The sequence below is a fragment of the Aeromonas sp. 97A genome, assembly GCF_051919185.1.
Taxonomy (GTDB): Bacteria; Pseudomonadota; Gammaproteobacteria; order Enterobacterales; family Aeromonadaceae; genus Aeromonas; species Aeromonas veronii.
On record NZ_JBQBFF010000001.1, the window covers coordinates 3,397,843 to 3,410,509 of the forward strand.

A 12,667-nucleotide genomic window follows, 5' to 3' on the forward strand; every position below is an offset into this window, starting at 1 on the left:
TCCGATGAGCTCACCGCTCAGCGGATTGATAGCAAATCATGACGTATCCGCCTGCTCAGGAGGGGCGAATAATGGCTCCGGTTCGGGCGTCCTTGATCTCGGACGGGTTAGCTTGACCACCCACTTCACCGGGCAGGATATAGGCTAACTTGCTTGCCAGCCGCTCACCGATATCGGCCACCCGACGGGCAGGCTCCTCACCGGTCAGGTTGGCGCTGGTAGAGACCAGCGGCTTGCCAAAGGCGCGACACAACGCCTGCACCTGAGGATGAGCCGTCACGCGTACCGCGAGGGTCTCGAACTGCCCGGTCAGCCAGGCCGGCGTCGTTGCACGGGCAGGCATGATCCAGGTAAAAGGACCGGGCCAGCTGGCTTCAACCCGAGCCAGTTGCTCACCGCTAAGCTGACTCAGATCGATGTAATCCTGTAATTGCGCCACGTCGGCAGCAATCAGGATCAACCCTTTCTCTACCGGACGCTGTTTGATGGCCAGCAGTCGCTGCACCGCAACTTCGGAGTCGGGATCACACCCCAGACCAAACACGGCCTCGGTCGCATAGGCAATCACCCCTTCCTGTTGGAGAGCAGCAACCGCCTGTTCAAATTCATTTGGCATAGGAAAAATGCGGCAGCCAAGCTGCCGCCTCGTCACTTAGTAGCAAGTTGAATCCGTATGGCGGCGACCATGGCAAAATGACGTTTTGCTGTAGCACAGGAAAAATACGACACATCCGGAGCGCCACCCGTTCACTTACTTGAGTTGAGCCTGCAGGGCGGCATCCTTGGCCATCACCTCTTCGGCATTCTTCTGGCGTTCGGCCCGAACCTTGGCCGCCAGTTCATCATCGGCTACTGCCAGCATCTGGGCTGCCAGATAACCTGCGTTCTTGGCACCGGCTTTGCCGATCGCCACGGTCGCTACCGGTACACCACCCGGCATCTGCACGGTGGAGAGCAGCGCATCCAGCCCCTTGAGCGGGCCACCATCGATGGGCACCCCGATCACGGGACGAGTCGTGATGCCGGCTACGGCACCCGCCAGATGCGCCGCCAGACCGGCAGCACAGATAAAGACCTTGCAGCCACGGGCCTCGGCATCGGTCACATACTGATGGGTCGCAGCCGGCGTGCGGTGCGCGGAGGTGACTTTGACTTCCACTGCGATATCAAATGACTTGAGCACCTCGAGGGTAGTCTGCATCACGGGGAAATCAGAATCAGAGCCCATCAATACGGCAACAAAGGGTTTATTCATGGTGGGAATTTCCTTACTCCAAGTGGGGGGTTGAAGTTCACCGAAAACGTTTCAATCCGGTTGCGGCGGCGGGATTATACCTGCTCACTTTGGTGGCCGCATTTCTTTTGCGGACAGACCCAACGCAGAGTTCCCCTCACTTTTTTCTCTACCATGATGCCCCAACCACACGCGGGACAAGGCATGGGGATCGGCTTGTCGTTCACCACATATTTGCAGTGTGGATAGCCATCACAGGAGTAAAACTGCTTGCCGTAGCGGGAGGTACGGCTCACCAGATGAGCCTTGCCGCACTCGGGGCAGAGGATCTGGGTATCGTCGCTCTCCTGCAGGGATTCGATATGCTGGCAGGCCGGATACTGGGTACAACCGACAAACAGACCATAACGCCCCTTCTTGATCGCCAGCGGCTCTCCGCAATCGGGACAGGCAGAACCTTCGAGCACCTTTTCGATGTCGCGGCCGGATGGCGTCAGGGAGCGTATGTAATCACAGGCAGGATAAGCAGAACAGCCAAGAAAGGGGCCATGTTTGCCCTGGCGGATCACCAGCTCGGCCCCGCACTGCGGGCACGGCTCGCGCTCGAAGGCATGTTCGTGGGCTGAAAAGAGGTGATGATCGATTTTTGACATGGGCTGCGCCTTGAAATCCAGATGGCCTGAATTCTACCAGCGCGGCACCGGACTGTCAGTGAATGACGCCGTCTGACTCATCAAACACCAGCTCTTCCATCTGCTGGTAGGCATTTTCACTGCCCGGTACGTTGAACAGCACCATCATGACGACCCACTTCAGGTCATCCAGCTCGATATCCGGCTTGTCCAGCTCGAGCAGGCGCTCGATACAGATCTCGCGGGTTTCGGCATTCAACACCTGGGCCTGTTCCAGAAAGAGCAGGAAGCCGCGGCACTCGGTGCTGAGGCGTGCCAGCTCTTGCGGAGCATAGATACGCATCGAGCCTTGCGCGCTGGCGGTAACATAGACCTCCCGCTCGCTATCGTGCAGATTGGCCAGCCGCTCCAGCCAGTCGAGCGCCTTGTCGATCTCTTCTTTATCGAAACCGGCCCGGCTCAACTCGTCGGTGAGCTCATCCTGCTCGACCATCACATCTGCATCGCTGTGGATGTAGGTCTCGAAAAGGTACATCAATACATCAAACATGATTCGCCCTCCTCGCTCTGACGTATCCACCGGCTACCGCCATCACTGCACCGGCCAGCTCCAGCTCTACCAACCTGCCCAATACCACTTCGACAGGAAGCTGGGCCCGCTCGGCAACGGTATCCACGCTCGTGGTCTCATAATCTACGTTATCCAACAAATCGGCATAAGGCAATTCGCTATTATTCGGTTGCTCAGATGGTATGACCGACGAATGTGGCCGTGCGACCCACTCTGGCAGCTCTTCCACTATATCGGCCGCACTCAGCACAAGTTTGCCCCCCTGCTGAATTAATCTGTTGCACCCTATCGCCTGGGCGTTTTGCGGGGCGCCGGGTACCGCAAACACTTCGCGCCCCTGTTCAAGCGCATAGCGAGCGGTGATCAGCGAACCGCTCTGCTCGGTCGCCTCCACCACCAGAGTTCCCAGCGACAGACCACTGATAATACGGTTGCGACGAGGAAAATGTTCAGCCAGCGGCCCTTTATCCGGCGCCAGCTCGGAGATAAGCAAACCACCACTCTCCAGAATCTGTCCTGCCAGCCCCTGATGGCGTTTGGGGTAGAGGCAATCCAGCCCGGAACCCAACACGGCAAGGGTGATACCGCCACAAGCCAGCGCCTGCTGATGGCAGACACCATCGATACCGAGCGCAAGGCCCGAGGTGATGGCTAACCCGCATCCAACCAGCTCATTACAGAGGCGGGACGCATTATCTTTGCCTGCATAGGTAGGATGGCGTGTCCCCACCATTGCCAACTGGGGTAGCGACAGCGCAGCAAGATCGCCACGACAGTAGAGCAGCAGGGGTGCCGCGGGAATTTCCCGCAACAAGGGTGGATAAATCGGGTGATCTTGCGGAATAAGGAGATTGTCAGGCAAAGCGGCCCAAGCCAGGCTCTGCTCAACCACCAGCGAGGGCCAGCGCAGTTGTTTGATCTGCTCTGACGATAACCCCATACCATGCAGTTGCGCTTCATCGCTCTGGAACAGGGTCTCAATACTTCCCCCGGCCCGCTCCAACAGACGTGCAGCGGTCACCGGACCGATACCGGTGACCGCATCGAGAGTGAGCCAGAGCGCCAGACGCGCGTCGGGGTAGTTCACCTCAGAAGTGAGTGACCTGATAGCCCGCACTCACCATGTCGTTACTCTGCATGATGAGACCGTAACTCAGCTTGTCATACACCTTGAACAACATGACACGGGCAATCGCTTCAGAGGGCAGTGGTGCCTTCTTGTTACTGCTGTAAAACACCCGGTTAAAAACCGACGAGAGCTCCTTGTACTGTACATCGCCATTCTTGGTGACCAGAGCAGCACCGGGCCGTCTGACATCCAACACATCCCCGGCGACCAGTTGATCGCGGCCACCCCGGTTGATCAGCACCACATCAAACTTGCCACCGCCCCGGGTCTTGTTCGGCAAATCGATAATATAGCCCGGCGTGATGGCAGGTGCCGCTTTCGGTGTGAAGACGGCGGGCATGTTCTCCTGAGCGGGCAGCGGCATCACCTTGTCGCCCTGCAGCACTTCGCGCTGGTTATGAGTCAGCATCACCTCGGTCCGATCGCCATCAAGACGCGCAACGGCCCGCACCACACCGGCAAAGATCGCCTCCTGGCCCAGCAGTTCACCAGTTTCGCGATCCTTGTAGACCACTCCGGGGTGATAAATGCCATAAACCTGCCCCGGCGTCAGGGAGCCCTGCACATAGAGGGTGTCCCCCTCCAGCATGCCGATATGTTTCTGATCCGACCCCAGCAGATAGGGCAAGGTTTTCTGCTGCTGGCTGTCAGCCAGAATATGGTCGGTTTGCAGGAAGGGGCCGATCTCGCTGATAGGCAGCGTCGGAATGGGGTTGGCTTTGTTTTCGTAACGGGTTTTCGGGCCGAGACGGATAACTTGCTTGCTACCCTGCATCGCCTTGCCGAGCCGGGGTTCACCATTGACCCAGCTCAGATGCAGTACATCACCGGGGTAGATCCAGTGAGGATTGGCTATCTGCGGATTGATGTTCCAGAGACGGGGCCAGAGCCAAGGTTCGGAAAGATACTTGCCGGAGATATCCCACAGGGTGTCGCCTTTTTGCACTACATAGCTTTCGGGGTAACCCGCTTTCAGCCTCAGCTGATCGGCCAGTGCTGCCTGACTCACTGTCACCAGCAGGCAGGCGAAGATGGTTTGCTTCAGATACATAACACTCCCTGTTACTTCTGTACGCAAAGTGTTGCTGTTTTTTGTCGGCGTAAATGACTAGAATTACGCCAATATTGACTGCATTTATACGAAACTAAAGAAAAAACTATGGCCATTCTAGATGTATTGCGTTTTCCCGATGAGCGCCTGCGCACTGTTGCAGCCCCTGTCGAGACCTTTACACCCGAGTTACAACAGATTGTAGATGATATGTTCGAAACCATGTACGCGGAGGAAGGCATTGGCCTGGCCGCGACTCAGGTCGACATTCACCAGCGCATCATAGTGATCGATGTCTCTGAAAACCGTGAAGATCCTCTGGTATTGATCAATCCGGAGGTCATCGAACAGTGCGGCAGCACCGGCATTGAAGAGGGTTGCCTCTCCGTGCCCGGCAGCCGTGCTCTGGTGCCTCGCGCCGAACAGATCAAAATCCGCGCCCTGGATCGCAACGGCAAGCCGTTCGAGCTGGAAGCCGATGATCTGCTCGCCATCTGCATCCAGCATGAGATGGATCATCTGGTCGGCAAGCTGTTTGTTGATTACTTGTCCCCGCTCAAGCGCCAGCGCATTCGCCAGAAGCTGGAAAAGATGGCCCGTGAAGATCGCAAAGTCCTCTGAGGATCTGCCCCATTGAATAAGCTGAAACTGATTTTTGCCGGTACTCCCGACTTCGCCGCCCGTCACCTGGCGGCGTTGTTGTCTTCCGACCACGAGGTCGTTGCCGTTTATACCCAGCCTGACAAGCCTGCTGGCCGTGGCCAGAAGCTCACCGCCAGCCCGGTCAAAGAGCTGGCACTGACCCACAACCTGCCGGTTTACCAACCTGCCTCTCTGCGCAAGGAAGAGGCGCAAGCCGAACTGGCCGCCCTTGGCGCCGACCTGATGGTGGTGGTGGCCTATGGCCTGATCCTGCCCAAGGTGGTGCTCGATACCCCGCGTCTGGGCTGCATCAACGTCCATGGCTCCCTGCTGCCCCGCTGGCGCGGCGCGGCACCGATCCAGCGCTCCATCTGGGCGGGCGATGCCGAAACCGGCGTCACCATCATGCAGATGGATGTGGGACTGGATACGGGCGCCATGATCCGCAAAGTGACCTGCCCCATCGCCGCCGACGAGACCTCCGCCAGCCTATATGACAAACTGGCCGAGCTGGGCCCGCAGGCACTGGTCGACACCATCAATGCCATGGCCGCCGGTGAAACCGCTGCCGAGGCACAAGATGATGCGCTGGCCAACTACGCCGAGAAGCTCTCCAAGGAAGAGGCCCGCATCGACTGGTCGATGGAGGCTGTTGCCATCGAACGCTGCATCCGCTCGTTCAACCCCTGGCCCATCAGCTGGTTTGAAGTGGCTGACCAGACCGTCAAGGTATGGCAAGCCGCCGTCATTGACAGCGACCACGGCCAACCCGCCGGCACCCTGCTCAAGGCCGACAAGCAGGGGATCGATATCGCCACCGGCAAAGGGGTATTGCGCCTGCTGACCCTGCAACCGCCCGGCAAGAAGGCGATGTCCGTTGCGGATCTGCTCAACTCTCGCCGCGACTGGTTTGAACCCGGCACGCAATTGAATTGAACTGGATTGAATTGACACAAGCGGGGCCCAGGCCCCGACTTGCGCATCTAAGGTAACTCTATGAAAACACGTGCACAGGCCGCTCTCGTTATTCAACAGGTGCTGGATCAGGGTCAATCCCTCTCCGCTGTTCTGCCTGCTGCCCAGGAGAAAGTTGCGCCCCGTGATCGCGCTCTCCTGCAAGAACTCTGCTACGGCACCCTGCGCTGGCTGCCCCGCCTCGATGCGGCAGTTAACGAGATGATGGACAAGCCGCTCAAAAACAAGAGCCGCATTTTCCACTACCTCATCCTGGTCGGTCTCTATCAGCTCATCTACACCCGCATTCCGGCTCACGCCGCGGTGGCCGAGACCGTCAACGCCGTCAAACTGCTCAAGGGCACCTCCCTGCGTGGCCTCATCAACGGCGTGCTGCGCAACTTCCAGCGCAGCGCCGAAGTCATTCTGCTGCGTATCGACCGCGTTCCCAGCATTCGCCTCGGTCATCCGGAGTGGCTCACCAAGCGCCTGCGTCAGGCCTATCACGATGAGTGGGAATTCATCATGGAGGCGAACAACCAGCGTCCCCCCATGTGGATCCGCAACAACAGCCAGCGCCAGAGCCGCGATGCCATGCTGGCTCGCATGGCCGAAGCCGGCATCAATGCAGTGGCCGGTGAAGAGGGCGAGGATTGCATCCTGCTGGAGCGTCCTTGCGATGTGACCAAACTGCCCGGCTTTGAAGTGGGTGACTGCTCGGTACAGGATGGAGCAGCACAACAGGCCGCGGCACTACTCGACCCGCAACCGGGCGAGTGGGTGCTGGATGCCTGCGCGGCCCCCGGTGGCAAGACTGCCCACCTGCTAGAGCGGCAACCCAAGCTGGCTGGCGTGGTTGCCGTCGATGCCGATGAAAACCGCCTCAAGCGGGTGCAGGAGAACCTGGACCGCATCGGCCTCACCGCCAAGGTGATCCACGGCGATGCGGCGGCGCCGGAACAGTGGTGGCCGGAGGGCCAGTTCGACCGCATCCTGCTGGATGCCCCCTGCTCCGCCACCGGCGTCATCCGCCGCCACCCAGACATCAAGTGGCTGCGCCGTGATCAGGACATTCGCGAGCTGGCCGAGCTGCAGCGCCGCATTCTCAATGCCCTCTGGGGCAAGCTGAAAAGCGGCGGCACCCTGCTCTACGCTACCTGCTCCGTCCTGCCGGAAGAGAACCGCGAACAGATCCGCGCCTTCCTTGCCGCGACCAAAGATGCCAAATTGGTACCGTTGCACGAACAGGACACCCCGGACTGCCCGGGTCGCCAGTTCCTGCCGGGTGAAGCCGAAATGGATGGCTTCTACTACGCCAAACTGGTCAAGCTCTGAGCCGGACATGACAAACCTCATTCGGGAGAGCCGCCAGCTCCGTTCTGGCGCTCCCCTTTACAGCCTCAACGTGAGTAGACGTTCCCTATGAAAATCATCATTTTGGGAGCCGGCCAGGTCGGCGGCACCCTGGCCGAGAACCTGGCCGGGGAAAACAACGACATCACCATCGTCGACACCGACAGCGAGCGCCTGCGCGAACTGCAGGACAAGTTTGACCTGCGGGTAGTCAACGGGCACGGCGCCCACCCCAAAGTGCTGCGCGAAGCGGGGGCTCAGGATGCCGACATGCTGGTCGCCGTCACCAACAGTGACGAGACCAACATGATCGCCTGTCAGGTGGCCTACTCCCTGTTCAATACCCCGAACAAGGTGGCGCGGATCCGCTCGCCAGCCTATCTGACCGAGCGGGATCGCCTGTTCCTGCCGGAATCGGTGCCGGTGGATCACCTGATCGCGCCGGAGCAGTTGGTGACCGACTATGTGCGTCGCCTGATCGAATATCCGGGTGCCCTGCAAGTGGTTGATTTTGCAGGTGGTCGCGTCGGTCTGGTAGCGGTCAAGGCCTACTACGGTGGCCCGCTGGTGGGCAACGCCCTCTCCACCCTGCGCGAGCACATGCCCAACATCGAAACTCGGGTAGCGGCCATCTTCCGTCAGGGCCGCCCGATCCGTCCGCAAGGCACCACCATCATCGAAGCGGATGACGAGGTCTTCTTCGTCGCCGCAGCGGGCCATATCCGCGCCGTGATGTCGGAGCTGCAGCGCCTAGAGAGCCCCTACCGTCGCATCATGATCGTCGGTGGTGGCAACATCGGCGCGGGTCTCGCCCGCCAGCTGGAGAAGCGCTACAGCGTCAAGCTCATCGAGCGCAACCAGAAGCGGGCGGAGCAGCTCTCCGAACTGCTGGAGAACACCATCGTCTTCTGTGGCGATGCGGCGGATCAGGAGCTGCTGGCCGAGGAGCACATCGACCAGATCGACGTCTTCATCGCCGTGACCAACGAGGATGAGGCCAACATCATGTCGGCGCTGCTCGCCAAGAAAATGGGCGCCAAGAAGACCATGGTGCTGATCCAGCGCGGCGCCTACGTCGATCTGGTGCAGGGTGGTTCCATCGATATCGCCATCTCGCCGCAGCAGGCCACCATCTCGGCGCTGCTGACCCACGTGCGCCGGGCCGATATCGCCAACGTCTACAGCTTGCGCCGCGGTGCTGCCGAGGCGATCGAGGCGATTGCCCATGGTGACGAGAACACCTCCAAGGTGGTCGGCAAGACGGTAGGTGAGCTCAAGCTGCCGCCGGGCACTACTATCGGTGCCGTAGTGCGCGGGGATGAGGTACTGATCGCCCACGATCGCACCAAGATCCAGCAGGATGACCACGTGGTCATGTTCCTGGTGGACAAGAAGTACATCCCGGAAGTGGAGCGGCTGTTCCAGCCAAGCCCCTTCTTCCTGTAACGTCTTCATGCGCACAGGCTGTCAAACCAGACCCGGCTCAGCTCCCCCAAGGGGATGGTCCGGGTCTTTTGTTAATCAACGACCAGGTTATCGAACATGATCAAGCTGCGTCCCATTATCTTCACCCTCGGGCTGGTGCTCTCCAAGCTGGCGCTCTTCATGTGGCTGCCCACCTTGCTGGCACTGCTTACCGGGTCAGAGGGATTTGTCGAGTTTCTCAAGTCCGTGCTGATCACCCACGGCGCCGCCCTGCTCTGCCTCCACTACGGCCGCAAGGCGGAGTTTCATCTGGGGGTGCGGGAGATGTTCCTGCTCACCACCTCGGTCTGGGTGGTGGCCTGCGCCTTCGGCGCCCTGCCCTTTGTCTTCATCACCCACATCAACTTTACCGACGCCTACTTCGAGACCATGTCGGGGGTAACCACCACGGGCTCTACCGTGCTCTCCGGCCTCGACAACATGGCCCACAGCATCCTGTTGTGGCGTTCCATCCTGCAGTGGCTGGGCGGGGTCGGCTTTATCGTGATGGCGGTAGCCGTGCTGCCCTACCTCAACGTCGGCGGCATGAAGCTGTTCCAGACCGAGAGCTCGGACTGGTCGGACAAAAGCGCACCGCGTGCCAAGACAGTCGCCAACAACATCGTCGTGGTCTATCTGGTGCTCTCCATGCTCTGCTTCATGGCCTACTGGGCCAGCGGCATGAACATGTTCGAGGCGATCAACCACGCCATGACCACTCTCAGTACCGGCGGCTACTCCACCTCCGATCAATCCATGTCCCACTTCTCCAACTCGGCACACTGGATTGGCACCCTGTTCATGTTCCTCGGCGGCCTGCCCTTCCTGCTCTATGTGCAAAGCCTCAACCACAGGGATTACAGCCTGTTCAAGGATGCCCAGGTGCGCGGCTTCTTCTGGCTGGTGGTCTGGGTCACCGTCATCATGACCTTCTATCTGTGGGAGAGAGATCTGTTTGGCTTCTGGGATGCCCTGCGCATCAGCTGCTTCAACATCGTCTCGGTGCTCACCACCACCGGCTACGGCCTTGGTGACTTTGGCACCTGGGGGCCGCTCGCCAGCATCGTCTTCATCGTGCTGCTGGCGCTGGGAGCCTGCTCTGGCTCCACTGCGGGTGGTCTCAAGATCTTCCGGGTACAGGTGGCATTCGCCCTGTTCAGAAAGCAGATGCGCCAACTGATGCACCCTTCCGCTGTCTTCCCGCAGAAGTACAACGGCCGGACGGTCAATGACGCCATCATCCGCTCGATGATCTCATTCGTGCTGGCCTACTTCGCCATCATTCTGGTGATAGCCGCACTGTTGGGCGCCATCGGGCTTGACCCCCTGACAGCCATATCCAGCTCCATCACAGCCGTTGCCAACGTTGGCCCGGGCATGGGCCCGGTGGTCGGCCCCAGCACCAACTTTGCCAGCCTGCCGGAATCGGCCAAATGGCTGTTGTCATTCGGCATGCTGCTGGGACGACTGGAGATCCTGACGGTCGCCGTGCTCTTCTTCCCCTCCTTCTGGCGCCAGTAACCCCTTACTGCAAGCCGGCAAAAAGCCGCAGCGTTCATCCGCTGCGGCTTTTTTATCTCACCCACCCCCACGACCTTCGCTCAACGCTCATCAGCCCCATTACCGGATGGCCTGAACGAGCTCATCAGGATGGCCAGAGCGGATCACAGGCATAAAAAAACGGACCCAAACCAGAGGTTTGGGTCCGTTTATCAGTGAACCGTCAGCGGCCACGAAGGCTGTCGAGGCTCAGCACATGGCATTAACCACGGCCAGAGCGCTTGCGATCCAGCTCGGTCAGCAATTTCTTGCGGATACGGATGTTCTTCGGAGTCACTTCTACCAATTCGTCGTTATCGATGAACTCGAGAGCCTGTTCCAGAGTCATGCGGATCGGCGGAGTCAGCACTTGAGCTTCGTCGGTACCGGAGGCACGCATGTTGGTCAGCTGTTTGCCTTTCAGGCAGTTAACAGTCAGGTCGTTGGAACGGGAGTGGATACCGATCACCTGGCCTTCGTACACTTCGGTCGCGTGACCGATGAACAGACGACCACGGTCTTGCAGACCGAACAGGGCGTAAGTCAGTGCTTTACCGGTAGCGTTGGAGATCAGCACGCCATTCTGACGCTCGCCGATGCTGCCACCCTTGTGCGGACCGTAGTGGTCAAAGGTGTGGTACAGCAGACCGGTACCTGAGGTCATGGTCATGAACTCGGTCTGGAAACCGATCAGGCCACGGCTCGGGATCATGAAGTCCAGACGGACACGACCCTTGCCATCCGGCGTCATGTTGGTCATTTCGCCTTTACGCAGACCCAGTTGCTCCATTACGGAACCCTGGTGCGCTTCTTCAACGTCCACAGTTACGGTTTCGAACGGTTCTTGCAGAACGCCATCAACGGTACGCAGGATTACTTCCGGACGGGACACAGCCAGTTCGTAACCTTCGCGACGCATGTTTTCGATCAGGATGGAGAGGTGCAGCTCACCACGACCGGATACACGGAACTTGTCCGGATCATCAGTCTCTTCCACGCGCAGGGCCACGTTGTGGACCAGCTCCTGGTTCAGACGCTCCAGAATGTTACGGGAGGTCACGAACTTGCCCTCTTTACCGGCGAACGGTGAGGTGTTGACCTGGAAGGTCATGTTCACGGTCGGCTCGTCAACGGAGAGGGGCGGCAGGGCTTCAACGGCACCGTTGTCACAGATGGTGTCGGAGATTTTCAGCTCGCCCAGACCGGTGATAGCGATGATGTCACCCGCTTGCGCGTCGGTAACTTCAGTACGGGACAGACCCAGGTAACCCAGCACCTGACCGACTTTACCGTTACGGGTCTTGCCGTCAGCACCAACGATGGTGACTTGCTGGTTGGTCTTGACGCGACCACGAGTGATACGGCCGATACCGATAACGCCCACGTAGGAGTTGTAGTCCAGCTGGGAGATCTGCATCTGGAAACCACCTTCGGCATCAGCCTTCGGCGCTTCAACGTTGTCAACGATAGCCTGGAACAGCGGCTCCATGTTCTCGGACTCGACGTCCTGGTCCATGGTGGCCCAACCGTTCAGTGCAGAGGCGTAAACAACTTTGAAATCCAGCTGTTCGTCAGTTGCGCCCAGGTTGTCGAACAGGTCGAATACCTGATCCATTACCCAGTCAGGACGAGCACCCGGACGGTCAACCTTGTTGATGACCACGATCGGCTTCAGACCCTGAGCGAACGCTTTCTGGGTCACGAAACGGGTTTGCGGCATCGGGCCGTCTACGGCGTCAACCAGCAGCAGCACGGAGTCAACCATGGACAGTACGCGCTCTACTTCACCACCGAAGTCGGCGTGACCCGGGGTATCAACGATGTTGATGCGGTAGTCATTCCAGCGGATCGCAGTGTTCTTGGCGAGAATGGTGATGCCACGTTCCCGTTCCAGATCATTGGAGTCCATGATCCGTTCCTGGCCTTCCGTGGAGCGGTCCAGGGTGCCGGACTGCTGCAGCAGCTTATCAACCAGAGTCGTTTTGCCGTGGTCAACGTGCGCAATAATCGCAATATTGCGTAAATTCTCTAACATTCTCGCCTCAATCACCGGGTAAAATTGGGCGCTAATTGTACTCTTGCCTTTGTGATCTGCCTA

12 protein-coding genes are annotated in these 12,667 nt (G+C 59.1%); 5 read left to right on the top strand and 7 right to left on the bottom strand.

Annotation, left to right across the window (positions count from 1 at the left end):
• Nucleotides 1-55 precede the first annotated feature (55 nt).
• The 6 genes from ACTG27_RS15410 to ACTG27_RS15435 form a co-directional block, all read right to left on the bottom strand.
• Nucleotides 56-616, bottom strand: coding sequence for a Sua5/YciO/YrdC/YwlC family protein (locus ACTG27_RS15410; RefSeq protein ID WP_005357519.1), 561 nt, complete (start codon nt 614-616; stop codon nt 56-58).
• 135 nt (nt 617-751) lie between these two features.
• On the bottom strand, nt 752-1,255 hold the full coding sequence (gene purE, locus ACTG27_RS15415) for a 5-(carboxyamino)imidazole ribonucleotide mutase (protein WP_005339704.1): 504 nt from the start codon (nt 1,253-1,255) through the stop codon (nt 752-754).
• Between the two features lie 74 nt (nt 1,256-1,329).
• Entirely contained in the window at nt 1,330-1,887 is a 558-nt protein-coding gene (locus tag ACTG27_RS15420; RefSeq protein WP_021231483.1) for a DNA topoisomerase family protein, read from the bottom strand.
• A gap of 55 nt (nt 1,888-1,942) precedes the next feature.
• Nucleotides 1,943-2,416, bottom strand: coding sequence for a DUF494 family protein (locus ACTG27_RS15425; protein ID WP_005339699.1), 474 nt, complete (start codon nt 2,414-2,416; stop codon nt 1,943-1,945).
• Entirely contained in the window at nt 2,409-3,524 is a 1,116-nt protein-coding gene (dprA, locus tag ACTG27_RS15430) for a DNA-processing protein DprA (RefSeq protein ID WP_439979922.1), read from the bottom strand. The genes ACTG27_RS15425 and dprA overlap by 8 nt, the downstream gene beginning before the upstream one ends.
• Before the next feature lies 1 nt (nt 3,525).
• On the bottom strand, nt 3,526-4,617 hold the full coding sequence (locus ACTG27_RS15435; RefSeq protein ID WP_439979923.1) for a LysM peptidoglycan-binding domain-containing protein: 1,092 nt from the start codon (nt 4,615-4,617) through the stop codon (nt 3,526-3,528).
• A gap of 108 nt (nt 4,618-4,725) precedes the next feature.
• Between ACTG27_RS15435 and def the strand changes: the two genes are divergently transcribed.
• The 5 genes from def to ACTG27_RS15460 all read left to right on the top strand — a co-directional run bounded on the left by def (nt 4,726) and on the right by ACTG27_RS15460 (nt 10,551).
• On the top strand, nt 4,726-5,238 hold the full coding sequence (gene def, locus ACTG27_RS15440) for a peptide deformylase (RefSeq protein WP_005357510.1): 513 nt from the start codon (nt 4,726-4,728) through the stop codon (nt 5,236-5,238).
• A 12-nt stretch (nt 5,239-5,250) separates the two neighbouring features.
• Complete coding sequence (gene fmt / locus ACTG27_RS15445; protein WP_236293038.1) at nt 5,251-6,195, top strand: methionyl-tRNA formyltransferase; 945 nt, start codon at nt 5,251-5,253, stop codon at nt 6,193-6,195.
• Between the two features lie 60 nt (nt 6,196-6,255).
• Nucleotides 6,256-7,548, top strand: coding sequence for a 16S rRNA (cytosine(967)-C(5))-methyltransferase RsmB (gene rsmB / locus ACTG27_RS15450; RefSeq protein ID WP_005356215.1), 1,293 nt, complete (start codon nt 6,256-6,258; stop codon nt 7,546-7,548).
• An 87-nt stretch (nt 7,549-7,635) separates the two neighbouring features.
• The gene (gene trkA / locus ACTG27_RS15455; RefSeq protein ID WP_005339689.1) at nt 7,636-9,012 is read left to right on the top strand and encodes a Trk system potassium transporter TrkA; all 1,377 of its coding nucleotides are present in this window, start codon (nt 7,636-7,638) and stop codon (nt 9,010-9,012) included.
• Nucleotides 9,013-9,108: 96 nt separating this feature from the next.
• Nucleotides 9,109-10,551 (top strand): TrkH family potassium uptake protein, encoded by a 1,443-nt coding sequence (locus tag ACTG27_RS15460; protein WP_042054858.1) that lies wholly within the window; start codon nt 9,109-9,111, stop codon nt 10,549-10,551.
• Between the two features lie 241 nt (nt 10,552-10,792).
• Here ACTG27_RS15460 and typA read toward each other — a convergent pair whose 3' ends face one another.
• Nucleotides 10,793-12,604 (bottom strand): translational GTPase TypA, encoded by a 1,812-nt coding sequence (gene typA, locus ACTG27_RS15465; RefSeq protein WP_005339679.1) that lies wholly within the window; start codon nt 12,602-12,604, stop codon nt 10,793-10,795.
• Between the last annotated feature and the right edge of the window lie 63 nt (nt 12,605-12,667).

Coding starts and splice junctions, on each gene's coding strand:
- ACTG27_RS15410 (WP_005357519.1), bottom strand. CDS start 616: ATGCCAAATGAATTTGAACAGGCGGTTGCTGCTCTCCAACAGGAAGGG.
- purE (WP_005339704.1), bottom strand. CDS start 1,255: ATGAATAAACCCTTTGTTGCCGTATTGATGGGCTCTGATTCTGATTTC.
- ACTG27_RS15420 (WP_021231483.1), bottom strand. CDS start 1,887: ATGTCAAAAATCGATCATCACCTCTTTTCAGCCCACGAACATGCCTTC.
- ACTG27_RS15425 (WP_005339699.1), bottom strand. CDS start 2,416: ATGTTTGATGTATTGATGTACCTTTTCGAGACCTACATCCACAGCGAT.
- ACTG27_RS15435 (WP_439979923.1), bottom strand. CDS start 4,617: ATGTATCTGAAGCAAACCATCTTCGCCTGCCTGCTGGTGACAGTGAGT.
- def (WP_005357510.1), top strand. CDS start 4,726: ATGGCCATTCTAGATGTATTGCGTTTTCCCGATGAGCGCCTGCGCACT.
- rsmB (WP_005356215.1), top strand. CDS start 6,256: ATGAAAACACGTGCACAGGCCGCTCTCGTTATTCAACAGGTGCTGGAT.
- trkA (WP_005339689.1), top strand. CDS start 7,636: ATGAAAATCATCATTTTGGGAGCCGGCCAGGTCGGCGGCACCCTGGCC.
- ACTG27_RS15460 (WP_042054858.1), top strand. CDS start 9,109: ATGATCAAGCTGCGTCCCATTATCTTCACCCTCGGGCTGGTGCTCTCC.
- typA (WP_005339679.1), bottom strand. CDS start 12,604: ATGTTAGAGAATTTACGCAATATTGCGATTATTGCGCACGTTGACCAC.